Annotated in this window: 22 protein-coding genes and 3 pseudogenes; 9 read left to right on the top strand and 16 right to left on the bottom strand. The window is 65.4% G+C overall.

The annotated features are described in order from the left end of the window. Positions 1–16: 16 nt before the first annotated feature. Positions 17–463 carry an REP-associated tyrosine transposase gene (locus ACM0PB_RS18255; protein ID WP_065179207.1) on the top strand — a complete coding sequence of 149 codons (447 nt, stop codon included), beginning with the start codon at positions 17–19 and terminating at the stop codon, positions 461–463. Positions 464–614: 151 nt separating this feature from the next. On the opposite strand, the gene ACM0PB_RS18250 is transcribed toward ACM0PB_RS18255, so the two are convergent. From ACM0PB_RS18250 to ACM0PB_RS18235, 4 genes are read right to left on the bottom strand one after another with little or no spacing between them, the layout of a single operon-like run. Next, the gene (locus ACM0PB_RS18250) at positions 615–983 is read right to left on the bottom strand and encodes a DUF2894 domain-containing protein (RefSeq protein ID WP_065179208.1); all 369 of its coding nucleotides are present in this window, start codon (positions 981–983) and stop codon (positions 615–617) included. After that, complete coding sequence (locus ACM0PB_RS18245; RefSeq protein WP_065179209.1) at positions 973–1,611, bottom strand: OmpA family protein; 639 nt, start codon at positions 1,609–1,611, stop codon at positions 973–975. The genes ACM0PB_RS18250 and ACM0PB_RS18245 overlap by 11 nt, the downstream gene beginning before the upstream one ends. Then, a complete protein-coding gene (locus tag ACM0PB_RS18240; protein ID WP_065185707.1) occupies positions 1,608–3,872 on the bottom strand; it encodes a DUF802 domain-containing protein in 2,265 nt (754 codons plus the stop codon). The genes ACM0PB_RS18245 and ACM0PB_RS18240 overlap by 4 nt, the downstream gene beginning before the upstream one ends. 10 nt (positions 3,873–3,882) lie before the next feature. Beyond that, positions 3,883–4,536: a DUF3348 family protein gene (locus ACM0PB_RS18235; RefSeq protein ID WP_065185706.1), complete on the bottom strand. Its 654-nt coding sequence runs from the start codon at positions 4,534–4,536 to the stop codon at positions 3,883–3,885. A 146-nt stretch (positions 4,537–4,682) separates the two neighbouring features. Here ACM0PB_RS18235 and ACM0PB_RS18230 point away from each other — a divergent pair, with 146 nt between their 5' ends. Then, the gene (locus ACM0PB_RS18230) at positions 4,683–5,606 is read left to right on the top strand and encodes a M14 family metallopeptidase (RefSeq protein WP_065185705.1); all 924 of its coding nucleotides are present in this window, start codon (positions 4,683–4,685) and stop codon (positions 5,604–5,606) included. Here the strand turns inward: ACM0PB_RS18230 and ACM0PB_RS18225 are convergent. The 6 genes and pseudogenes from ACM0PB_RS18225 to ACM0PB_RS18200 form a co-directional block, all read right to left on the bottom strand. Next, the gene (locus tag ACM0PB_RS18225; protein WP_065185704.1) at positions 5,510–7,321 is read right to left on the bottom strand and encodes a phosphoethanolamine transferase; all 1,812 of its coding nucleotides are present in this window, start codon (positions 7,319–7,321) and stop codon (positions 5,510–5,512) included. The two genes, ACM0PB_RS18230 and ACM0PB_RS18225, sit on opposite strands and share 97 nt — an antisense overlap. 73 nt (positions 7,322–7,394) lie before the next feature. Then, on the bottom strand, positions 7,395–7,781 hold the full coding sequence (locus ACM0PB_RS18220) for a diacylglycerol kinase (RefSeq protein WP_262219944.1): 387 nt from the start codon (positions 7,779–7,781) through the stop codon (positions 7,395–7,397). Positions 7,782–7,840: 59 nt separating this feature from the next. After that, positions 7,841–9,073, bottom strand: a complete 1,233-nt coding sequence (locus ACM0PB_RS18215; protein WP_164093419.1) for a HAMP domain-containing sensor histidine kinase — start codon at positions 9,071–9,073, stop codon at positions 7,841–7,843. Continuing rightward, positions 9,070–9,744, bottom strand: a complete 675-nt coding sequence (locus ACM0PB_RS18210) for a response regulator transcription factor (RefSeq protein ID WP_262219945.1) — start codon at positions 9,742–9,744, stop codon at positions 9,070–9,072. The genes ACM0PB_RS18215 and ACM0PB_RS18210 overlap by 4 nt, the downstream gene beginning before the upstream one ends. A 102-nt stretch (positions 9,745–9,846) precedes the next feature. Continuing rightward, a pseudogene (locus tag ACM0PB_RS18205) lies at positions 9,847–10,379 on the bottom strand (Cif family virulence factor). A 36-nt stretch (positions 10,380–10,415) separates the two neighbouring features. Beyond that, positions 10,416–11,048: a YbbD-related protein gene (locus ACM0PB_RS18200; RefSeq protein ID WP_262219946.1), complete on the bottom strand. Its 633-nt coding sequence runs from the start codon at positions 11,046–11,048 to the stop codon at positions 10,416–10,418. A 213-nt stretch (positions 11,049–11,261) separates the two neighbouring features. On the opposite strand from ACM0PB_RS18200, the gene ACM0PB_RS18195 reads away from it, so the two are divergent. Further along, positions 11,262–11,513, top strand: a complete 252-nt coding sequence (locus tag ACM0PB_RS18195; protein WP_414604560.1) for a hypothetical protein — start codon at positions 11,262–11,264, stop codon at positions 11,511–11,513. Between the two features lie 17 nt (positions 11,514–11,530). Beyond that, positions 11,531–11,848 carry a hypothetical protein gene (locus tag ACM0PB_RS18190; RefSeq protein WP_005416890.1) on the top strand — a complete coding sequence of 106 codons (318 nt, stop codon included), beginning with the start codon at positions 11,531–11,533 and terminating at the stop codon, positions 11,846–11,848. A gap of 50 nt (positions 11,849–11,898) precedes the next feature. On the opposite strand, the gene ACM0PB_RS18185 is transcribed toward ACM0PB_RS18190, so the two are convergent. The 5 genes from ACM0PB_RS18185 to ACM0PB_RS18165 all read right to left on the bottom strand — a co-directional run bounded on the left by ACM0PB_RS18185 (position 11,899) and on the right by ACM0PB_RS18165 (position 16,788). Further along, a complete protein-coding gene (locus ACM0PB_RS18185) occupies positions 11,899–12,246 on the bottom strand; it encodes an RcnB family protein (RefSeq protein ID WP_065185701.1) in 348 nt (115 codons plus the stop codon). Positions 12,247–12,380: 134 nt separating this feature from the next. Then, positions 12,381–13,817: an efflux transporter outer membrane subunit gene (locus tag ACM0PB_RS18180; protein ID WP_414604561.1), complete on the bottom strand. Its 1,437-nt coding sequence runs from the start codon at positions 13,815–13,817 to the stop codon at positions 12,381–12,383. Further along, positions 13,814–14,698 carry an HlyD family secretion protein gene (locus ACM0PB_RS18175; protein ID WP_329888962.1) on the bottom strand — a complete coding sequence of 295 codons (885 nt, stop codon included), beginning with the start codon at positions 14,696–14,698 and terminating at the stop codon, positions 13,814–13,816. The genes ACM0PB_RS18180 and ACM0PB_RS18175 overlap by 4 nt, the downstream gene beginning before the upstream one ends. Position 14,699: 1 nt before the next feature. Then, positions 14,700–14,909, bottom strand: coding sequence for a DUF1656 domain-containing protein (locus tag ACM0PB_RS18170; protein ID WP_065179218.1), 210 nt, complete (start codon positions 14,907–14,909; stop codon positions 14,700–14,702). A 4-nt stretch (positions 14,910–14,913) separates the two neighbouring features. Beyond that, the gene (locus ACM0PB_RS18165; RefSeq protein WP_329888961.1) at positions 14,914–16,788 is read right to left on the bottom strand and encodes an FUSC family protein; all 1,875 of its coding nucleotides are present in this window, start codon (positions 16,786–16,788) and stop codon (positions 14,914–14,916) included. A gap of 166 nt (positions 16,789–16,954) precedes the next feature. Between ACM0PB_RS18165 and ACM0PB_RS18160 the strand changes: the two genes are divergently transcribed. Continuing rightward, complete coding sequence (locus ACM0PB_RS18160; protein WP_414604568.1) at positions 16,955–17,749, top strand: AraC family transcriptional regulator; 795 nt, start codon at positions 16,955–16,957, stop codon at positions 17,747–17,749. Positions 17,750–17,784: 35 nt separating this feature from the next. On the opposite strand, the gene ACM0PB_RS18155 is transcribed toward ACM0PB_RS18160, so the two are convergent. Further along, complete coding sequence (locus ACM0PB_RS18155) at positions 17,785–18,606, bottom strand: alpha/beta fold hydrolase (protein ID WP_329888960.1); 822 nt, start codon at positions 18,604–18,606, stop codon at positions 17,785–17,787. Between the two features lie 577 nt (positions 18,607–19,183). Between ACM0PB_RS18155 and ACM0PB_RS18150 the strand changes: the two are divergent. The 4 genes and pseudogenes from ACM0PB_RS18150 to ACM0PB_RS18135 all read left to right on the top strand — a co-directional run. After that, positions 19,184–19,924: pseudogene (locus ACM0PB_RS18150) on the top strand (RHS repeat-associated core domain-containing protein); the annotation flags it as partial. 452 nt (positions 19,925–20,376) lie between these two features. Beyond that, entirely contained in the window at positions 20,377–20,802 is a 426-nt protein-coding gene (locus ACM0PB_RS18145) for a hypothetical protein (protein ID WP_204325523.1), read from the top strand. A 1-nt stretch (position 20,803) separates the two neighbouring features. Beyond that, complete coding sequence (locus ACM0PB_RS18140; protein ID WP_141750807.1) at positions 20,804–21,376, top strand: hypothetical protein; 573 nt, start codon at positions 20,804–20,806, stop codon at positions 21,374–21,376. A gap of 14 nt (positions 21,377–21,390) precedes the next feature. After that, positions 21,391–21,874 (top strand): annotated as a pseudogene (locus ACM0PB_RS18135) (RHS repeat-associated core domain-containing protein); the annotation flags it as partial. Positions 21,875–22,153: the final 279 nt, after the last annotated feature.

Here is a 22,153-nt window from a genome sequence, read left to right as displayed (position 1 = left end):
CGACCCACCATGGCGCATGAGCAGCCATCGCCTCCGCCTGGGCCGTCACTCGATCATCGGCCAGGCCTATGTCCTGACAACCACGACCCACCAGCGCCGCCGGCTCTTTGAAAGCGAAGCTGCAGCAGCATGTGTAATCGACCAGTTCCATTACGTCGAACAGCGCGGGCTCGTATGGTCACACGCATGGGTTGTCATGCCGGATCACGTCCACTGGATGTTCGAGCTGCGTGCAGTTCACCTTCCAGACGTCGCGCGCCGGATGAAATCGTCGAGCGCACTTGCCCTGAATCGCCTGGCGGGCCGTCGAGGTACGGTGTGGCAGCCCGGCTACTTCGATCATGCAGTAAGGACCGAAGAGTCGCTGGCGCGGCAGGCCCTGTACATCCTGGGCAATCCGGTGCGCGCCGGTCTTGCTGGGCAGATTGGCGAGTATCCGTATGCGTGGTCGGCCTGGGGGTGATGCCGGCCAGCGGCCGACACTACCACAGCGCAGATCCCGTTCCGGTGCACAGGGCATCCGTAAGGGTAGTGCCGGCCGCTGGCCGGCAACCGCAGGAACCCGCGAGGAGATGCGTAGCTGCCGGCCAGCGGCCGGCACTACCATTCAACGGTCAGCGCGGCTTGCGTGTCCGTTTCGGCTTTGCGGTATCACCGCCGCTGGCGGCGCCATCCTGCAGCGCCTGTAGCCAGGACAATGTGTCCACATAGTCGATGAAGTGGCGCAGGTAGCCGGGGCTGGCGGCCTGCATCATGTCGAGCATGCGCTGCACCAGCACCGCTGAGTTCAGCGGGCCGCCGTCAGCCGGGGCCTCGGCGCGCAGCGAGCGGCGCACCTGCAGTTCGCTGCGCAGCTCCGACCATTCGCGCTGCACCTGCTGCAGCATCGGCACCTGTGGGTAATGCGGCAGCGAGCGCGACCCCGCATCAAGGTCACGCACCAATGCGCGCAGGCCTTCCAGCGCGGGCGGCTTACTTGCCATCCGCCGCCTTGGGCTTGGGGATCGGCGCGATTTCCACACGGCGATTGCGCGCGCGGCCTTCCTCATTGGCGTTGGAACTGACCGGCTGCTCGCTGCCGAACGCGGCGGCGAACACGGCGTCAGCCGGTACGCCATCGGCGATCAGGGTGCGGGTCACGGTCAGCGAACGCTGCGCGGACAGCTCCCAGTTGTCGGCGAAGCGGCGGTTGCCTTCGCGCACCGGCGCATCATCGGTAAAGCCGCTGACCATCAGGATCTCTTCGCGGCTGCCCAGATAGGCGGCCAGCGGTGCGGCCAGGCTGCGCAGCAGCTCCTGGCCCTCCGGCTGCAGCTGGTCCGAGTTCAGTGCGAACAGCACGCTGCCGCTGATGCCGATGCGGCCATCGACCAGGGTCACGCGACCGGCGGCCAGTGGGCCGGCCAGCGCCTGTTCCAGGGTCTGCAGGCGCTTGGCTTCGGCCTGGCGCTGCTTCATTTCCTGGTCCAGCCGCTGCGACAGCTCCAGCTGCACCGCGACCACACCCACCAGGATCAGCACGAACGCACCCAGCAGCACCGACATCAGGTCGCCGAAGGCGGCCCAGATCGGTGCGTGCGAGCCGCCATCGACCTCCAGCTCGTCGCTCATGCGCTACCGGCCTTGCCGCGGCGCGTGGCCAGCTGCTGCAGTTCTTCCATCACCTGCTTCTGCGACAGCAGGCTGAGGTCGACCACCTCGCGCGCCTGCGCCACGTAATAAGCCAGCTGCTCATCGCTACGGGCCAGCGAGGCATCCAGTGCGCCACCGATCTGTTCCAGGCGGCCGGAAAGCGCGGTGGCGGCACTGCCGAACTGCGCGACCGCTTCACCGAAGGCGCCGGCCAGCTGGCCGACGTCACCCGCGCTGCCGGTGAGTGCTGCCGCAATGCCATCCAGCTTGCCGGTCTCGGCCGCGATATGGTCGGTAAAGCGGTTGCCAACACGCTCCAGCAGCTCGGCCGAACCGCCAACCAGTGCGTCCACCGCGGTGCGCTGTTCGTGCGATGCGTGGTTGATTGCATCCAGCAGGGTCTGCACGGTGGCCAGCAGGCGACCGCGCTCTTCCAGCATCGCGTTGTCACGCACCAGGCTTTCAGAGAGCGTGCTGCGCAGCTCGTTGATGACGTCGGCAGCAGCTTTCGGTGCCGCTGCCGCGGTCTGCAGCAGGGTGGACACTTCGGCCAGCGTGGCGCTGGCCTGCGCGCGACCGTTCTCGCCGATCTGCTGCGCGGTCGCCGCCAGCGTGTCGCAGACCTGTTGCTGCTGCGCAGCCAGGCGTTCGCCATTGGCCTGCAGGCGCTCGGCCAGCTCGGTTGAAACGTGCTGCAGGGCATCACTCCAGCGCTGCAGGCGCTGTTCGTCGCCAGCCTGCAGTTGCGCCTGCAGGGCGGCGTGGGCCTGCTGCAACTCGGCGCTGACCGCGTCCCAGCGCGCTTGGCGCTGCTGCTCGCGGCTGTCCAGGCTGGCCTGCAGTTCGGCGTGCGCAGTCGCGGCGGCGGCCTGCGCGGCCTGCCACTGCTGCGAGCGCTGCGCTTCATGATCCTGCAGCAGTGACTGGTTGGCGCTGTGCTGCTGTTCCAGTGCCTGCAGCAGCGCCTGCGCACGCGCATCCAGATGTTCGCTGGCGGCGATCAACGCCTGCTGCTGGCGCTCGACCAGCGCGCTGTTGAGGGCCTGCTGCTGCTCGGCGGCGGCACGCAAGGCGTCTGCATTGCTCTGTGCATCGGCCTGCAGGCGCTCGCCGATGCGCGCGATCAACGCTTCGGCATGCGTGCCCTGGCCATCGCTGAAGGCCTGCAGGTGCTGGCGCAGATCACTCACCAGCGCCTGCTGCGCCTGGGTCTGTTCACTCACCACCTTGGCCCAGCTGGCTTCGGTGGCGACCCGGCTGCGTTCGAAACCGTCGCTCAGGCCGGCCAGCTGCTGCTGCACGGCCTGCTCGACGCGGGCATGCAGTGCTTCGCCGTGATGGGCCAGGCCAGCCAGGGTGGTCTCGGCCATCGGCTGCAGCGCGCCACCGATGGCCGCGGCGCTGGCTTCAGCACCTTCGCGCAGCGACTGCTGCAGCGACAGGGCCAGGCGTTCCTGCAGCGCTTGGCTCTGGGTCAGGAACTCGGCCTGGCCAGCCAGCAGGCGCTCATTGGCGGCGGCACTGTGCTGTTCAAAGGTGCTGGTCATCGCCTGCAGGCGGTCGACCAGCGCCGGCAGCGCTGCGGACTGCGCCTGCAGCAGGCGCAGCGATTCGGCACGCTGCCAGGCCTGCGAGTACGGATGCAGGTCGCCGGCAATGGCGCGGTCCAGCTGCTGCACGGCCAGCAGACGGTCACGACGCAGCAGCGCCGCCAGCAGGCCGAGCATGGCCGAGCTGGCCACACCGGCGATCGAGGTGCCGAATGCCACCGCCAGGCCCTGCACGGGCGAGGCCAGCGAGCCGCGGATCGCGGCCATGTCGGTCGCGCTCTGCAGGGCCAGGCCGGTGCCACGCAGCGTGTCCATCATGCCCAGCAGGGTACCGAGCATGCCCAGCAGCACCAGCAGGCCGACCAGGTACGGGGTCAGCACCGGTGCGGGCAGGGCGGTGCGCTCGCCTTCCACGCGCAGGCGCACGGCGTTGCGCAGGCCTACCGGCACGCGCTCCAGCCATGGGGCGAGGCTTTCCTTCGCGCTGGACAGGTCATTCAGTGCGGCGCGCAGGCCGTTGCTGGCCTGGCGGTAGCGGTACAGCTCCACGCCGCCGGCGATGTAGCAGGCCGCAATGATCGCCGCCACCGCTGCACCCAGCGGATGCACCGAAACGTAGCCAATGCCGATCCAGCACACGGCCAGCAGGCCGACAAGGAAAACAACGACATGGAGAGCAGTTCTGGACATGGTGTTCCGGTCAGTGGGAGCGCAGGGCGTCTTGCAGCCCTTCGATCGGGTGGAAGCGCAGCTGCAGCTCGGCGAGCAGCAGCGTGCGCATGTCATGGCGGAAGGCCGCGCGCCAGCCGGGCTGGCCATGCACGCGTTCAAAACGGGCGCCGAGCACCGCCGGCGCGGTGGCCAGCAGGCTGTGCTCGCGCGGGGTGAGTGTCTGTTCCATCACCGCATCAACCTCGGCCAGTCGCGCCAGCTCCGGCGAGACCTGTACCAGCTGGTCGCGCAGGCGGCCGCGCAGGCGCCCGGTGGCGGTCTGGATGGCCTGCTGCAGCACCCGGTAGCGCTGGCGCAGCGAAGCGAAGTTGGGTGCGGCAGCGGCCTCGGCCAGGTCCAGCAGGCGCTCGGCCTCGGCGTCCTCGCGGATCGAGGCCAGCAGGTTGGCATGGGCCTGGGCGCAGTCGGCCAGTACATCCTCGGCCCGCTCGGCAGCTTCGCCGGGCTCGGGCAGGCGTCCGCCCAACGCGCCGGACAGGGCCACGGCACGGCTCCAGTCCACCCACTGGCCGAGGCGATCGGTCAGGGCGGGACTGCTGGCCGGCATCGCGCCGTCGCTGAGACGGGCGAGCAGGCGGAGGAACTCCGGTCCACCCAGGACCGGCTGCGCTGCGTTCGCCATCAAGGGGTGAGGGGCCAAAAACCGTTGATTTTACAACCAGATGACCCCGGCTGGATGAAGGCGGGGCCTGGGTGGCGGTACCCGCAGGCGCGACAAGGCTTAGAATGTCCGGCTGCATCCACCCGTTCGACCCCTGGAGTACCCCCATGACTGTTGCGCAGTTCTACCCGATCGGCACCCCCGGACAGCCCTGGGGCGACGCGGAACGCGCACAGTGGCGGGCCCGCCAGCAGCGCCAGCGCAGCTACCACGATGACGTGGTGGCCGCCCTTGAGCGCCTGGACGACAGCGTTTTCGACGTGATCCAGTACGGCCAGCTGGACTATGCACCGGACCATTACCCGCTGTTCGCCGCGGTCAACCACGACTGGAACCCGGCGCTGCCGACCGCGCTGATCACCGGCGGCGTGCATGGCTACGAAACCAGCGGCGTGCACGGCGCCCTGCAGTTCCTGGAACAGCAGGCCGAGCGTTACCTGGGCCGGCTGAACCTGATCGTCGCGCCGTGCGTCAGCCCGTGGGGCTACGAGCGCATCCAGCGCTGGAACCCGGATGCGATCGATCCGAACCGCAGCTTCCGTGACGGCGGCCAGATCAAGGAAGCCGCCGCACTGATGGCCTGGGTGGGCGAGCGCAAGGCGAACCTGCTGGTGCACCTGGACCTGCACGAGACCACCGACAGCGACCTGAACGAGTTCGATCCGGCGCGCTGCGCGCGCGACGGCAAGCCGTTCGAGCGCGACACGATTCCCGATGGCTTCTATGTGATCGGCAACAGCGAAGATCCGCAGGCCGAGTTCCAGAAGGCCCTGATTGCCGCAGTGGCGCCCATCACCCACATCGCCCCGGCCGATGCCGACGGCAACCTGGTCGGCCTGCCGCTGCAGTCGCCGGGCGTGGTCTGGGGCGAGTCGCGTTCGATCGGCGCCTGCGCCGGCTTCACCGACGCACGCTTTGCCACCACCACCGAGGTCTACCCGGACAGCCCGCGCACCAACCCGCAGGAATGCAACGACGCCCAGGTGGCGGCGGTGTGTGCGGGCCTGGATTTCGCCCTGGCGGCGCAGTAGCGCGCCACGTTGCGGGCGGTGACCGGCATCAGCCGGTGCCGCTTCTTCGCCGGCGCGGCGGCCACAGCCGGCGAACCCGACGGGCGGCATCCGGCAAACACATCCAGATTACGCTGGTACACCGTGCTGCTGACCCCGAACAGGCCCAGCAGCGAGTGGAAGATGTTGTCGTGGCTGTGCGCCCGTTGCAGCGCATTCCCACGCAGGCAGGCCATGTCGAGGCCCGCGTTGCGGCCGAAGTCCGATGAGAACCACATCACCATCGGCACCTGGGTCTGTTCGCGCGGGGCGATGAAGTAGGGCGTGCCATGCAGGTACATGCCGCGTTCGCCGAGCGACTCGCCGTGGTCGGACACATAGATCAGCGCAACGTCGCGCCGGTCCGAATAGCCTTGCAGCAGGTCGATGGTCTCCGCCAGCACCCGGTCGGTATGCACCAGGGTGTTGTCATAGGTGTTGACCAGCGCCTCGTTGCTGCAATGCTGGATCTGGTTGCTGTCGCAGGTCGGGCTGAAGGCCCGCGAGGCAGCCGGATAGCGCTCGAAGTAGGTCGGGCCGTGGCTGCCCAGCTGATGCAGCACGACCAGGCCGTCGCCGTTGATCGCGTCGATGCGTGTGCCAAGCTGGTGCAGCAGCACGTCGTCGTAGCAGGTGCCGTCGGTGTTGACGCACTGGCCCGCCACCTTCAGCGCAGGCATGTCCTCGGTCGGCACGCGCTCGCACACGCCCTTGCAGCCGCCATTGTTGTTGTTGCGCCAGAGCACGCTGACGCCGGTACGCTGCAGGATGTCGAGCACGTTCTCCTCGGTCGCCGCGCGAACGTTGTCGTATTGCTGGCGGGTCATCTGCGAGAACATGCACGGCACCGAGATCGCCGTTGCGGTTCCGCACGAGGAGACATCACTGAAGCTGATGACGCCTTCCGTGCGTGAGAGCCGGGGATTGGTTGCGCGTGGGTAGCCGTTGAGCTGGAAGTTCTGTGACCGCGCGGTCTCGCCGACGACCATGACCACCAGCTTCGGGCGCGGGCCGGGTATGCGCCGCGCGTCCATGCCGATCGGGCGCAGCGGTTGCTGGCGGGTGCTATGGAGGCTTTTCAGGTAACCGTGGGTATGGCGCATCACGTTCAACGGCAGTACCTGGTCGCGGATGTAGCGGTTATTGCGCAGCAGCGAGGAGTAGTCCTTGTAGAACGCAAAGCCGATCACCAGCAGCATCACCAGTGACGCCAGAACGTTGGCCGGCCACACCAGCAGCGACCGTATCGAACCCGCTCCGCTGGCGGTGCGCACCAGGGCAAGCGCTGCAGCGGGCATCGCGCCCAGCGCCAGCAGGGTCAACAGCAGCGGCAGCGAGAGATAGGCGTTCAGTTCGGCCTGATTGGTCTCGAACACGTTCTGCACCATGCTGCGATCGATCAGCACGTTGTAGTGCAGCATGAAATAGCTGCAGGCGGCGCTGGTGACGATGAGTACGGCCAGCAGCGGCTTGCGCACGAAGGGTAGTGCCAGCAATGGCGTCAGCAGCAGATTGAACAGGCAGAACAACACCAGCGGCAGGCTGGCCAGGAACAGGATGCTGCGCACACCGTTGAGATCGGTCAGTTCCCACAGCGACTTCCAGAGGGCGATGTTTCCAATCGTGGTGAAGAAAAACGCTGCGGCCCAGACCAGGATGATCGGATGGGGCCGTGGAAAACGGAGGCATTGACGCACGAGCAGGGTCCGCGGAACAGGAGTGCGCGCAGTATCGAAACGGCCTTATCAGGAAGTTGTCAGGATTGCCGGCCTAGCCCAGCAGGATCACGCCCCACACCGCGCCGACCATCAACAACGCGGTGGTCTGTGCGGCGCTGCCCATGTCCTTGGCGTTCTTCGACAGCGGGTGCTGCTCCAGCGAGATGCGATCAACCACGGCCTCGATTGCCGAGTTGAGCAGTTCCACCAGCAGGCTGATGAAGCAGACCGCCAGCACCAACGCGCGCTCGGTTGTACTGATGTCCAGCACGAACGCTGCAGTGATCAACAGCGCGTGCAGGAGCAGCAGCTGGCGAAAAGCAGCCTCGCCACGAAAGGTAGCGATGAATCCGTCTCGCGAATGGATCAGGGTGTGGAAGATGCGGCCCAGGCCGGTCTTGCCATGCGGGTACTTGCCGCTGTCCTTGGGGTGCTGCATGCCGTTTCCGCCGTGAAGTGAGCAATCCCCAGCATGTGCACGCACGTGTCAGGAAACCGTCAGGCGGGCCATTCCAGGCTGAACCGGCATCCCTGCTGCGAGGAGTGCACCGTCATCCTCCAACCCAGGTGCTCGACGATGCGCTGCACGATGGACAGCCCCAGTCCCTCGCCACTGTGCGGGCTGCCGGGCACGAAGCGCTGGAACTGCTGTGGGTCGATACTGGAGGGCAGGCCGGGTCCGGTGTCGGCGAAGGTGAGTGCGGTGTCGTGGAGGGTGATCCTCACTTCGCCCCTTTCGGTGTACTGGCAGGCGTTGCGCAGCAGGTTCCAGATCACGCTGTGTGCCAGATCTGCGTTGGTGTCCAGCACGGCGTCATGCCGGGCATCAAACGCAACGATCACCGGCTTGCCGGAAATCCACAGTTGGCAGCGCTCCATGCAGGATTCGATCAATGGGCGCAGGGCCACCTTGTTGCGCGGCACGGAGCCGGGGGTACGTGAGAGCAGCAGCAGGCAGGACAGCTGGCGCTGCATCTCCTGGGTAGTGCGCAGGATACGCTCCGCGCTGGGGACCAGGTGGCTGTCGGACGGAAGCTGGCAGGCAAGGGTTTCCGCAGCGCCGCCGATGATGGCCAAGGGCGTGCGCAGCTCATGGCTGGCATCGCCGCTGAAGCATTGCTCGCGATGCAGGAACCGTTCGAGCTCATCACTGTGCCGGGCGAAGGCACGGGCGAGTACACCGATCTCGTCGCGGGCGTCCTGACAGGGAAAGGGCTTCCGCCCGCTCTGCACGGCATCGGCCAACTGCGTGATGGGCGCGATGACGTGCGATGCCACCCTGCGACCGATCAGGAAGGCGCCGAGCACGCAGATCGAAATGACCACCGCGGCAAAGGCATTGATCAGGTGTTCCAGGTAGCCATAGGGTGCAGCGTCCTGCAGCAGGTAGTAGCGCTGGCCGCCACTGTCGAACACACGCAGGTGCCACTCGTCTGGTCCCGCTTCGCCGTGGTAGCCCAGGCCGTACTGGCGCAGCACCATCGGCACGCTATGGCTGTCGTACAGGTGGCTGCCCGGGGGCAGGGCGGGGCGCTCGCCACGGGCCAGTGCCGCCTGCAGCTTGTGCACGGCACTGTCCTGGGTCCGGGCGATGACCGCGGCCCTGACCTGGTCGTAGTCCACCTGTTCGGCCAGGACGATGAAGCCCATCGCGCCGGCCATCAGCAGCACGAACGAAATCGTGATGCGGGTACGCAGGGCCAGGCGGCGGTAGAGAGCGGCAGGGGTCACGCCGGCATGCGCCAGCCGACGCTGTGCACCGTGGCGATCAACGTGGTGTCGAAGCTGCGGTCCACCTGCAGGCGCAGTTCATGGATGTGGGTACGCAGCGCGCCGCTGTCCGGTGGCTCGTCGCCCCAGACCAGGTATTCCATCTCCTGCTTGCGCACCACGGCCGGGGCCGCGCGTACCAGGCACATCAGCAGTTTGTGCGACGTAGGCGTCAGCGCGATGCAGCGTCCCTGCCGCCAGGCCTGCGGCGACCGCGTATCGACCTGCAGGTCCTTCCACGCCAGTACGCTGTCGACCTGGCGGCCCTGGGCGCGTCGCACCAGGGCCTTGATCCGCGCATCCAGCTCCTTCAGCGAGAAGGGCTTGACCAGATAGTCATCCGCGCCCAGCGCCAGGCCCTGCACGCGGTCTTCGACCGGATCGCGCGCCGTCAGCATCAGGATCGGCACCGGATTCTGGAACTCCTGGCGCAGCTTCCGGCACAGCGCCATCCCGTCCAGGCGTGGCAGCATCAGGTCCAGCAGGATGGCATCGTAGTCGTTCTGCGTGGCCCGACGCAGGCCACTGGCGCCGTCACGGGCGTCGTCCAGCACATAGCCGAGTGGCTCAAAGAAGGCGTACAGGTTGGCAACCAGTTCGGGGTTGTCTTCGATGATCAGCAGGCGGGTCATTGCGAGCGTCCTTGCGCGTGGCCGAACTCTGCCCGATCCATTGCCGGATGCCAATGCCCTGGCTGAATGGATCGCAATCCGCGCTCGGCGTCCTCAAGACGTTCAATCGGCCGGGCTGCGTGAATCGCGGATCGAGTAGATCACCGAGAAGATCTTCCAGCCTTGCTCGGTCCGGACCAGCTGCCACATTTCCCTGCCCCAGTTGGTCTTCACCCCATCGTCGTGGAAGCTGTAGTCGAACGACACACCGAAGCCACATCGCCGTCCGTCTCGATCTTCGTGTTGGAGAATGTCTCTTCTTTCAGCTTCGGCGAGGCCACCGCCCCGTCAATCAGCGCGATGAAGTTGTTGGCGGGAATCTGCCGCGCCTTGATCGCATCGGGCTTGGCCTTGCGGATGTCCTGCAGGCGCGCGTCCTCGGAAACGAACTGCCAGCCGATATCTTCCGGCTTGTCAGAGAAGAACAGGCTCATGTAGGTTGGCTTGTCCTTGTTGATCAGCGAGGTGCGGAACGATTCGACCACCTGTTCGATGGCCTTGACGTCGGCAGGGGCGTTCTGCGCGGCTAAGACTGGCAGCCACGCCGGGAGCAGAAGGGCGAGGGCGGCGGAGCGTGCACGTGCGTTGGGCATCATGGGGGTCCTGGGGAGGAGTGAGGTGGCGCTCGCGCATCAGCGCGCGTAGGTTCGCCAGAAAAGCACGTGGTCTTCGGCCGTGTTGACGGCGACGAAGACGGATTTTCCGGATTCGGGCGCGCAGCGAAAGACACGGTACGACGCACTGAGCGTCGCGTTGCCAGGCCACCAGTATCGATTGAATGCAACAGGATCACTGTTGTTGAATGTGGTCGCCTGGCAATCCGCAGGCAGCTGCAGTGGTATCGCAGGAGGCTTGGTGAAGGCCAGCGCGCTGGTGTTGGAGTCGAGGTCATGGACCTCGCGCAGATCGGTCGCCGCTTGCGGCACCCAGCCGGGAATCCACCCCTTGTTCACCCTGTCGGAGTCAAGCGCCTCCTGCAGGGTGTCGAACGAACTGTCCATCACCATACCGCAGGCGCATAGCGCGCTACAGAACGTCACGACAATGGCGCGCCTGGCCCATGCAACGGGGCTGGTCATCCTCGTCATGCTCTGCGGAAAGCAGCCTACCCACTGCCTAGGGCGGCAAGCGCTTGAGCCGCGCTTCCAGCCTCGGTCGTACGGCCGGTCGCAGGGTTCTGCATGGCGCTGCGCCTTGCGCGCGTACTGCTGCATGAACAGGCCGATCTCCTGCGCGATCCTGTCCTTCCGGCTCTTGCCTGCCATCGACGGGCGTCCCTGTGTTCATCCTGAATCATCGGTCGGCGCACGCTAGCACGGATGACGGGCGCCGCAACAGGCCGGTTTGACGTTGAGGAAGGTCTGCGCGGATGATGCGCGGGCGCGCGGCGCAGGAGGGGATCTGTCAATGAGGACATTGATGTGGGGGCTTGCCGGCCTGTTCCTGGCGTACGTTGCCGGTTGCTCGGCAATCTCGGCGTGGCATTCCCGCGCGCTTGCTTCGGTTCGGCCGGGGCGGGCAAGGCCGAAGTACTCCAGGCGCTGGGGCAACCTGACGTGGTGGAGCACGCCGGTGCTCCCTTTACCCGCTATGCCAGCCGTGGATGCAGTGGTCGCTGTGCGCAGCGATGGTGGTATGAGAACCGGCTGGGCCTGGATACCGAAGCCTGGTCGGTGGAGCTGGATGCTTCCGATCGCGTGCTCACAACGTCGCGCTTGACGTCACCCTAGAAGACCGCGACGAACGCATGCGCATCCATCGACCTTTCATCTTCATCGCAAGCCTGGCCCTGATGGCGTTGTGCGGGCTGATGGGCGTGCTGGTGCTCATCCATGGCTTCAACGAGCAGGGCCTGCGCTGTGGCAGGCTGTGCTCACTGGAGGTCTCCCTCCGCCTGCTCTTCGGTGATCGGGGATTCGAACTGCTGGTGGCGATGGGACTGTTTGCCACAGCGCTGATGTGCGCGTATATCGCACTGCGGGAGGGCATGCATGCCGGGCGGCCGCGAAGGCAGGTACAGCGTCGGGGGCATAAGCGCCGCCGATCGTCACAGCCCAGGTCGTGAAGTATCCCTCCGCGCGGCGTCTGCCGCGCGGAGGGACACCGCAGGAGGTGTCAGCGATGCAGCGCGTCGATGATCAGCCCGGTGGCGATCTCCACCAACAGGTACTCGTTATCGGACTGCCGGACCCAGCGCCGGTCGCGGCCCGGCTCGCGCAGGTCATAGCGCGCGTAGTCGTCCACCCAGTAGCGGCGGTCCACTTCGGCCCAAGGCAGGCGGTCGCCACGACGCCAGGCCTTCTTCTGCCAGCCCGGCGGCGGCGCATCGCGGTTGTGCGGGCCACCTGCATGCGGCGGCGGGCCGTTGCCGCGGGCGTGGTGCGGCGGATCGGCGAAGGCGGGGGCCGCAGCCAACGCGGTGGCGGTGGTCAAAGCGATGGCAAGCAAACGGGTGGTCTTCATGGATGTGCCTCCGTCATGGCCGCAGCATGCGGCGCTGTGGCGGGAATATAGGGCAGACAACGTGAATGAATACGGGTGTGCGCGGCACTTTCCTGAACACACAGCGTGACGTGCAGTCGCCGCCCCGGAACGGATCAACGGGCCCCGTCCGGGGCCGGACCCAATGCGCCCCAGCCGCCGCCCAGTGACAGGAACAGATCCATCTGGCGATCGACCCGGTCCGCGCGCGATGCGGCCAATGCGGACTCCGCATCTGCCAGCGCGGCCTGGGCCGAAAGCACATCGAGAAAATCGATCCTGCCGAAAAGGTAGAGCTGCTGCGCCTGTCCCGCGGCCCGCGCTGCGTCCCCACGCGCCTGTGCCAGGCTGCGCTCGCGTTCAAGCGCCTGCGTGCAGGCAGAAAGCGCAGTCTCGGTCTGGCGAAGTGCCTGCAGCACCGCGCCGTCAAAGGAAGCAAGAGCCGTATCTGCATTGGCACCGGCCGCTGCGATCCGGGCCTTGGCCACGCGGCGGTTGGGCCAGTGCCATGACAGCAGCGGCCCGACGCTCGCCCCGAAACTGTCGGCGGAAAGCAGCTGCCGTCGCATGCCCGCCGTGCCCAGGGACGCGCCCAGGGTGACCCGCGGATAAAGTTCCGCAGTCTCTACGCCGATCATCGCTGTGGCCGCGGCAAGGCTACGCTCCGCGGCACGTATGTCGGGGCGCCGCTGGAGCAGCTGCCAGCCGTCACCGACCGGCAATGCCTGCTGCAGCTCAGGGGGCTGTGGGCACCCTTCGGCCTCCCTGGGATAGTCTGCCGGGACTTTGCCCATCAGTGCGGCCAGTTCGAACAGTGAGGCCTGCCGTTCCGCCAGCAGGTGCGGTACCGCCGCCGCGCTGCGATTGACGGCTGCACCGGCACGGCTGACATCGAAGTCCGTTCCGCGTCCGCCCGCAGCAAGGCGTCGGGTTGCCTCCAGCGTGGCGCGCTGTATCGCCAGCACCTGCCGGGTTGCAGCGAGCGTGTGATTGCTTGTGCACACCTGGAGATAGGCACGGGTGACGGCCGCAGCGACGACCACGCGGACCTGGTCGCGTGCCGCAGCAACCGCCTCCGCGTCCGCGTTGGCGGCTTCGATGCCGCGGCGGATGCCACCTGCAAGATCCAGTGGATAGGAGAGGTGGAGGCCCAGCGCGTACGACTGCGGCGCGGCCGACGCCTGGGTGTAGCCACCGGCATGGACGAGCGTGCCCGATGCATCCACGTCGGCCTGCACGGCACCGCGCGCGCGATACTCCAGCACGGCAGCGCTGGCGCGCCGAAGGTTGGCATCGGCGGCGCGCAGGTCGGTATTGGCCGCCAGTGCATCGCGTACGTAGGCGTCAAGCTTGGGGTCGCCATACAGTTCCCACCACCGATCCGGTGGTGGGTCGTGGCTGAACGATGCCTCTTTGCCCGAGACGAACGCCTGCGCCGCGCGTGTGGAGGCAGCGACGGCATTCGCAGGCAGGTGATAGTCGGGGCCGGAGACGCAGGCCGTCATCGGCAGCAGCAGGGCAAGCAGCCCACCGCGTAGTGTTCGCAGGCTCACTTGCAGGTTCCCTGTGCCGAGGGCGTGATGGTCACACTCGCAGTGCGACCGACGATCAGGCGGGTATCCGGCCGCGCATCATCAATGCGGATGCGTACCGGGATCCGCTGTGCCAGCCTCACCCAGGTGTAGGTCGGCGCCACCGCCGGCAGCAGGTTGTGGGTGCTTGAGCGCTGATCGTCGGCAATGCCGGCGGCGATGGTATCCACGTGCCCGCGCACGTCGTGGTCGTCGCCCATCAGCCGGGCCACGGCGGCATCGCCCTCGGTGATGCAGGCCAGCTTGGTTTCCTCGAAATAGCCCTCGATGCGCAGGCTGCGGGTGTCGATCAGCGCCAGCGCCTGTGCCCCCGGCTGCAGGTAGTCGCCCGCGTGCAGGTCCAGGTTGGTGACGATGCCATCGGTGGTCGCACGCACCTCGGTGCGTTGCACATTGAGCCGGGCAACGCGCTGTTCGGCCCGCGCCTGCGCCAGGGCGGCCAGCTCGGTATCGACCTTGGCGGCATTGCGTTCGCGGGTTTCCGAAGCGACCAGGTTGCCCAGTGCGTTGTCCCGCGTCGATTCGCGGCGGGCCAGTGCCAGCGTGGCGCGTGCGCTGCTGGCCGCTGCGTCGGCCTTCTCAAGTGCGGCAGCGAAGCGCGGCTGGTCCAGCACCAGCAGCAGCTGTCCGGCGCTCACCCGCTGGTTGTCGTGCACCAGCACCTGGGTGACCAATCCCCCCATGTCCGACGCAACGCGCACCACGTCGGCGCGCACCCGCCCATCGCGCGTCCACGGGCGTGCTTCGTAACGCTTCCAGATGGACAGTGCGGCAACGACAGCAATCGCGAATACAAGCAGCGTAGCGCTCCAGCGCCCGATGACGGCAAGCAGGTGTTTCATTTCATTTCTCGAGCAGGGGCGAAAGCCGGATCATCAGCTCCACCAGGATCACGAACAGGGACAGGCCCACCAATGGTCGCGCGGCGAACAAGCGGTACAGGCGGAGACTGGCGAGCAGGCGCGAGGTCAGTACCGACAGCGCCAGCGCGGCGACGGCCACGGCGAGCAGGCCGGGGATCAGCACGCCATCAATGGAGAGATCAGAAAACATGAGGTCAGTGCCGAAGGGTGAGCGCGGGTACCAGCAGGTCGCGACGTAGCCCGCAGAGCAGATGCAACAGGTGATCCCGATCAGCCCCGCTGCTGGCCGTCGCGGCCTCGCGCATGCGGTCGAGCAGTTCCAGAAGATGGGCATCGACACTGCGTGGCGCGTGCGAGCGGATCCTGAAATGTGCGGCGATGCGTTCGATCAGCAGTGCATGAAGCGCCCGGACCTGCGGATTGTCCAGGCACCTTTCCAGTGCGCGGAGTTGGCTGGATGCACGTGCCGCACGAACATCCGCAAACAATGCCCGCAGGTCGTGTCCTGCGCTGGAACGGCCCTGCAGCCTGGGAGCGAGCAGCCCGATTCGATCCAGCATGCGGCTGAGCCAGGCGCGTGTCACATCACCTTGTCCGGCGGCGTGTCGTGCGATATCCCGACGGATCGAACGCTCCAGCCGTGCGCGGTTGCGGCCCGCATCGGCGGTCTGGAACAGCTGCATGCTGCACAGTGCCACCGTCGTACCGATGAACAACGCAACGCTGTTGTTGAGTGCGCCGACGATGTTGATCGCATTGGTCGCACCAAGGCCGGCGATGAGCGGGAAGGTCAGCACCACGCCCAGCGCGGCCATGATGAAGGGCGGCCGGGCCAGGAACGATCCGCACAGCAGCAGTACCGGCGCCAGCGCGGCGACCAGGCCGGCGATACCCGACAGCGAAGGAATGATCACCAGGGCGTACACAAGACCGACGGCGACACCGATGGCGGAGCCGACCAGGTAGCGCATAACATGCGGCGCAGGCGCTTCGATCGTGCCGAACAGCACGCACGCCGTGCCGATGATGGACACCGCCGTGGCGCCCTCCGACCAGCCGGTGACGATCCACAGAACGCAGCTCAGCAGGATGCCCACGAACGCGCCCAGCGCGCTGCGCAGGGCAAGCTGATGATCCCGGTGAAGCGCCGCACCACGCGCATGTCGCGCAAGGCGAGCAGGTACATGCAGGCGCCAGTCGGGCCGGGCAGTGTGCAGTTGCGCCTGCAGCACGCGGCAGTCGGCGTGGGCCAGGTCGAGCTCGGCCTGTTGCGTGGCGAGGCTGGCCTGCAGCAGATCGCGCCAGCCGCTTGCATCCATTGTGCCGGCCTGCGGTGAACGCAGCCGAGCGATGGAATCTTCCACCGCGCTGGACAGCATCAGCACGTCCAGCATCCGGTCATGCAGGGCGCGCAGGATCTGCACCTGGGCCACGCCGTGGGCGCTGTCGAAGGGCAGGTGGATCGACAACACGTGCAGATCAAGCAGGTCGGCTGCCACTTTCGAGCGGTCCGTCACCAGCACCGTGTCCGATGCACCGGCGCGCATGTCCCGTGTCCATCGTTCCGCATCATCCAGCACGGCAGCAACCCGTGCGTGCACGCGCGACGAAACCCGGCGCGGCAGCACCAGCCCATGTACCAGCGTAGCCGCCAGGATGCCGATGGCGATTTCCTGCACCCGCGTGATGGCGATGGTGAACACGTCTGCCGGCACCATCACCGCAGGAAACCCGATCAGGCTGGTGGTATAGCCGGCCAGCAGGAACGCGTAGGCACGCGGCGTGCGGTCGAGCATCGCCAGGTACAGGCACAGCGCCATCCACGCGGCGAGCGCGGCGCTCAGCACCAGGGGTGCATTGGCGAAGCGTGGCACCAGCGCGACGGTGGCGACGGCCCCGCCCACGGTACCGAGCAGGCGGAACAGGCCGCGGCTGAGTGTCGCCCCGGACAGAGGCTGCGATACCAGATAGACCGTGCCGATCACCCAGAACGGGCGATTCAGGCCGATCCTTAGAGAGACATACAGCCCCAGCGACGCGGCGAGCAGGCATTTGAGCGAGAAGAGCACCGCCTCCTGGTCGGTCCTGAGGGCAGGGCTTTTCAACCGGGCAATTGCCTGGAACACGTGGGGGCGGAACGGGGAGGGGGAGTGCATGCGGCTCATGCTAGTGATCGGCCGCACTGGCGAATTTCGCTACAATGACAATCAATCGCTAAAACCGGTCAATGTGAGAATGGCTCGCATTTCGCTCCCCGGCTTTGACCTGGACCCGGACGAGACCGATCGCCCGGCGGTTGCCAGCCGCCTGCAGGTGGCCGAGCACGACGCGGAAATTCCGGTGCATGAGCATCGAAAGGGCCAGCTCATTCTTGCGCTGCATGGGGCGGTGACCTGCGAAGTGGCCAATGCGCTGTGGATCGTGCCGCCCCAGTGTGGCGTCTGGATTCCGGGCGGCATGCCGCACAGCAACCGCGCCACCGCAAACGCGCGCCTGTGCTACCTGTTCGTCGAGCCCGGCATCGTCGACCTGCCGGCGCAGTGCGTGACGCTGGCCATCTCGCCGATGCTGCGCGAGATGATCCTGCACCTGGCCGACGCGCCGCTGGACTATCCGCATGGCAGCCACACCGACCGGCTGGCGCGGGTGTTGCTGGACGAGCTGGTACAGATGCCGGCTGAGCATCTGTCGCTGCCGGTCAGCCATCACCCGAAGGTGCGTGCGCTGGCTGCGGCGCTTTCTGCGGATCCGACAGACCGCAGCACCATCGGCCAGTGGGCCGTGCGCCTGGCCCTGGGCGAGCGCACGTTGACCCGCCTCATCGAACGGGAAACGGGACTGTCTTTCGGGCGCTGGCGGCAGCAACTGCACCTGCTCATCGCCATTCGGGAACTCGCCGCCGGTGCACCCGTACAACGCGTTGCCGAGACGCTGGGCTATGAGTCGGTGACGGCCTTCATCACGATGTTCAAGAAGGCGCTTGGCCTTTCCCCGGCGCGGTACTTTGCGGTGCGCCTGCGTGGGCAGTAGCAGGGAACAGCGGGGGAAGCCCCTGCCTGGAACAGCTACTTTAAAGTGCCTGAGACAGATTGAATCGCGGCCACCACCGCAGCAGGATCCTCGCGCTGGAGGGTGTGCCCGGTCGCCAGGTAGCGATGCGAGCCGCGCGTGAATCCCGAGAAGAGCAGGGCGTGCTGTGCTTTCCAGAGCGCCTTGCCCGCTGCGGTCTCTTCGAAGAACAGCGGTTCGGCAGCCAGCTGGGTTGCAGTCAGCAGCGCTACCGGCACGTCCGGCATCGTGCGCGGGGTTTCCGCACCGGGTGCATCCAGCTGTTCGGTCAGCACGGCATAGTCGGCGGCCATGGCCGGCGGCAGCATTGCCTGCAGCTGGGCATCGTCTGCCTGCACGCGTGCACTGTCGGCCTGCTTGAACGCATGGCGCTGCCCCATCGTGGCCGGGTCCACCAGCACCAGGCCCTGCAGCCGCTCCGGATGGCGGCGTGCAAACTCCGTGGCCAGCAGGCCGCCATAGGAGTGACCCACCAGCACCACGCGGCGACCGGGAGCGAGCGTATCGATCACGGCCGTGAGGTCGGCCAGATGCGCATCGATGCGCTTGGGGTGACCGTCGCTGCCGGACTTGCCGAGTCCCGCACGGGCGTAGGTGATGCTGTGATAGTCGCGCCCCAGACCCGCGACCACCTCCTTCCAGGCGCCCGCGCCCTGGCCGAAACCGGATTCAAAGACCACGGTGATCGGGCCTGACCCCGTTTCTTCGGCCTGCAGTGCGTAAGCGCCTCGATCCACCTGGATTTCCCCTGCGTGCGCGGTGCCCACTGCGGCCATCATCGCGGCCAGCGCCCACAACGTCACTCGGCGGCTCTTCATTGCCGTTCCCCTGGGCCGTGCGCGTGCCAGTCCTTCCGATGGGTCAGGTCTGCAGCGGAGTGCCACAGCCTGGCGACCTCGCGACGGGTCGTGCTGGTAATGTAGTGAGGTATAACACCTGCTCCCTGTGCAGGAAGTCATGGTGCATGAGGTCGCTGCGCCTGCGCTGCGGGTTCTTCCGCCCCCCTATCAACGCGGCTGACCTTGCCGGCATCTGGTGCGTCGGATCTGACGCTGCTTTTGCCCTTTGTCGCCGGCGTTGCAGCAGTTGGAGGAAGGGATGCCGGCAATCTATTGGGTTGCATTGGGTATCGTCTGCGCTATGGTTGGAATTCAAACTGTGTATTGAGCCCTATGAAGCTGACGCGCGGATGGTTTCTTGCACTATCTGTAATGTGGCTGGCCATTTTCACTTTGATGCTGTGGCTTGACCGAATATGGGATGCGTGTGGCGCGTTGCTAGCTGCGACAGCCTTCTTTCTCGTTGCCTTGAGGAGAAAGCAGCATTTGGCTGGTGGATCACAAGAGTAGCGTGCCTTCTCAGCCCCCTCTTCGAAGGGGGGGGCTTGAGAATCTTGACTCCACCGGTAATCGCACCCCGCTGACCACTTCGGCAGGCACCGCCAGCTACACCTATCCCCCAACCAGCCATCGCCTGGCTGCGGTGGATGGCGAGGTACGCAACCATGACGCAGCGGGGAATACCACCAGCATCGGCAGCAAGACGTTCATCTACAACGATGCGAACCGCATGAACGCGGTGAGGCAGGGTGATGCCGTGCTGGAAAGCTACGGTTACAACCATCGCGGTGAGCGCGTGCTGCGCACCCCGGCCGGTGGCGCGGCGCAGATCACGCTGTACGCCGAGGCAGGACAGTGGCTGGGCAACTACTCGGCCACGGGCCAGGCGCAGCAGCAGGCCATCTGGCTGGATAACTTCCCGGTGGCGCTGATCAATGTGCCGGCTACCGGCGTGCCGGCGTTGGCCTACGTCCAACCAGATCATCTGGGTACGCCGCGCGTGGTGATCGATCCGGTGCGGAATGTTGCAATCTGGGGGTGGAGCAACAAGAGCGAGGTATTCGGCAACCAGATTCCGAGTGCAGACCCGGACGGGGATGGTGTGGCGTTCGAACTGGCACTGCGCTTCCCGGGTCAGCAGGCAACGAGTGCGAGTAGGTTGTTCTACAACTATCAGCGCGAGTACGACCCATCCGTGGGGCGCTACTCTCAGAGTGATCCCATCGGGCTGGATGGCGGCATCTCCACATTCTCTTACGCTGAAAGCAATCCTCTGTCCTATGTTGATCCTCTAGGGGAAATGTCGCGACGCAAAGGTGAGCGCAATTTGACTCGCTCGCCAGATGGCACAGGCAACCCGGATAAGCATTGGAAGGATGATCCCAAGCGGCCAGGATGGGGTTGGCAGCTGGATGGCCATTCAGGCAAGCCGAAGTACAAAAAGAGACCGCACTACCTGCTTCCCCCAAAGGCAATCGGGCCGGGTCTGGTCCTCCGGGTTGCCCTTCAGGTAGCCTGTGAGAATGGCGACCTTGCCTCCTGCAAGACGCTCTGTACTCTGTTCCCTGAGGTCTGTGGCAATGTTGACTTCGCCGGACCCAATGTAGCGATGTGTTCAACTGAGGGGCCGTCGTTGAATTTGCAGTGATAGGCAGTGATCCGTCGATCTTCATGGTTCCAGGCACAATGCGGCCTGGATTCCGTGATGGTTCGCAGCATGCCTGTAGATGACAGGACGTGGAGTTGATAGTGAAGTCATTGCATTCGCGAGCGAAGATTGACTTGGCGCCCTTGACCGCAAGGGCTCTAAGAAAAATAGTGGGGAGTCTGTTCCATCGCCGGCACGACTATGGTGATTTCGAGCCCGAAGAACTGCTGGATGAGCTTGCGCGGCTAGGTGTTACAACGGCCAAGCAATTCAGGCTGCTTATGAAAAAACATCGTCGCGCAATTCTTCGGGACGAGAGGGCGAAGATGTCTAGAAGAAAGATGCTCTACCTCTTGGACGAGTTCGGCCCTGAAGGTCTTGACATGCATACCAATACCTCTTGGTTCGCGACTTCGGGATTGGTGCGGCAAGCCATTGAGAAGGAATTCGGCTGGGAGGCATTTATCGCTTTGTACGATCGCCGGCCAGGCGCCGCCTCTGGTTCTTCTGAACAGTCGGCGCCCTAGCATGAAGTCCATTGCGCTTTGGAGAATGAAGCGCGAGGCCAAGAGGAGCGGTCTGCGAGTCGTTGGCAATTTTTTGATTGCGTTACATACGCGCGATGTTATCTCAGGTTTCACGTTGGATCCTGCGCCATCCTCTACCTATGTATGGACCTTCGTAATTCCGACATATGATGATTTGCCCTACCTGCACATGTCTCTAGGTCAGAGGATTGCAAGCGCGGAAGTGGATAAAGGTTTTTTCTGTGGAATGCATGAGGCGCATGCCAAAAAGCTTGAGACAGTGAGAACGGCGGCAGACTTGTTGCTCTATGTCGACAGTCTTGACTTCACAAGCGACTATTCGGAATGGGTAAAATACATATCCGCCATCCGGCTTGGCGATTTCGTGGCGGCGGACGCGACGCTGAAGACGCTTTTGAAGTTGCCAATGTCCAATGCTATTAAAAGTAGATTAGATGCGATTCTTTCTGTACTGAAGAATGGTGGTGAATCCGGCGCGCAGCATCTTTTGGAGGCGTGGTCTGTTCAGACGGATCGATTAGTGGGTGGCAGCTCCTGGGGCAGCGGACGGTAGCGAATCGTCGCGCTGCACGCAGCCCTAATGCAGCAGGGAATACCACGCTCTGACAGCAGATCGTTTACCTGCAGCGATACCAACCGCATGAACGCGGTGAAGCAGGGTAATGCCGTGCAGGAAAGCAACGCCTACAACCATCGCGGCGAGCGCGTGCTGCGTACCCCTGCCGGTGGAACTGCCCAGATCACGCTGTATGACGAAGCAGGGCAGTGGCTGGGCAACTACTCGGCCACGGGCCAGGCGCAACAGCAGGCCATCTGGCTGGACAACTACCCGGTGGCGCTGATCAATGTGCCGGTTACCGGCGTGCCGGAGCTGGCCTACGTGCAGCCGGATCATCTGGGCACGCCGCGTGTCGTGATCGATCCAGCGCGTGATGTCGCGATCTGGGAGTGGAGCAACAAGAGCGAGGTGTTCGGCAACCAGCTTCCGAGTGCCGATCCGGATGGTGATGGTGTGGCGTTCGAACTGGCATTGCGCTTCCCGGGCCAGCAAGACGGAAGCCGCTACCTTGTGCTGCCAAGTCTGATAAAAGGAAATCCGATCAATCAGACCGTTGATCCTTGCGAGAGAACCATCAAGAATGTGGCTTTGCCAGGTCACCAATTGGCGGATCGGTCACTATTTCAATTCAACAGAGGAGCGGTGTGGTGGGTGCGCATATCGTTGGAGCTGTTATCGGGCCGAATCCGATCATGAATAAGCTTATGGGGCCGATGATTTTTGAGTATCTCGGTTCCCGCGCTGCGAGGTCTTTGGGGCCATGAATAATGT

Source organism: Stenotrophomonas sp. AR029, assembly GCF_047520695.2.
Lineage (GTDB): Bacteria > Pseudomonadota > Gammaproteobacteria > Xanthomonadales > Xanthomonadaceae > Stenotrophomonas > Stenotrophomonas sepilia.
Note: the sequence above shows the minus strand (reverse complement) of the source record. Positions and strands in the feature narration are given on the sequence as shown.

Coding starts and splice junctions, on each gene's coding strand:
- ACM0PB_RS18170 (WP_065179218.1), bottom strand. CDS start 14,909: ATGTTTTCTGATCTCTCCATTGATGGCGTGCTGATCCCCGGCCTGCTC.
- ACM0PB_RS18240 (WP_065185707.1), bottom strand. CDS start 3,872: ATGTCCAGAACTGCTCTCCATGTCGTTGTTTTCCTTGTCGGCCTGCTG.
- ACM0PB_RS18175 (WP_329888962.1), bottom strand. CDS start 14,698: ATGAAACACCTGCTTGCCGTCATCGGGCGCTGGAGCGCTACGCTGCTT.
- ACM0PB_RS18255 (WP_065179207.1), top strand. CDS start 17: ATGAGCAGCCATCGCCTCCGCCTGGGCCGTCACTCGATCATCGGCCAG.
- ACM0PB_RS18235 (WP_065185706.1), bottom strand. CDS start 4,536: ATGGCGAACGCAGCGCAGCCGGTCCTGGGTGGACCGGAGTTCCTCCGC.
- ACM0PB_RS18230 (WP_065185705.1), top strand. CDS start 4,683: ATGACTGTTGCGCAGTTCTACCCGATCGGCACCCCCGGACAGCCCTGG.
- ACM0PB_RS18190 (WP_005416890.1), top strand. CDS start 11,531: ATGCGCATCCATCGACCTTTCATCTTCATCGCAAGCCTGGCCCTGATG.
- ACM0PB_RS18140 (WP_141750807.1), top strand. CDS start 20,804: ATGAAGTCCATTGCGCTTTGGAGAATGAAGCGCGAGGCCAAGAGGAGC.
- ACM0PB_RS18185 (WP_065185701.1), bottom strand. CDS start 12,246: ATGAAGACCACCCGTTTGCTTGCCATCGCTTTGACCACCGCCACCGCG.
- ACM0PB_RS18220 (WP_262219944.1), bottom strand. CDS start 7,781: ATGCAGCACCCCAAGGACAGCGGCAAGTACCCGCATGGCAAGACCGGC.
- ACM0PB_RS18210 (WP_262219945.1), bottom strand. CDS start 9,744: ATGACCCGCCTGCTGATCATCGAAGACAACCCCGAACTGGTTGCCAAC.
- ACM0PB_RS18250 (WP_065179208.1), bottom strand. CDS start 983: ATGGCAAGTAAGCCGCCCGCGCTGGAAGGCCTGCGCGCATTGGTGCGT.
- ACM0PB_RS18155 (WP_329888960.1), bottom strand. CDS start 18,606: ATGAAGAGCCGCCGAGTGACGTTGTGGGCGCTGGCCGCGATGATGGCC.
- ACM0PB_RS18245 (WP_065179209.1), bottom strand. CDS start 1,611: ATGAGCGACGAGCTGGAGGTCGATGGCGGCTCGCACGCACCGATCTGG.
- ACM0PB_RS18200 (WP_262219946.1), bottom strand. CDS start 11,048: ATGGCAGGCAAGAGCCGGAAGGACAGGATCGCGCAGGAGATCGGCCTG.
- ACM0PB_RS18160 (WP_414604568.1), top strand. CDS start 16,955: ATGGCTCGCATTTCGCTCCCCGGCTTTGACCTGGACCCGGACGAGACC.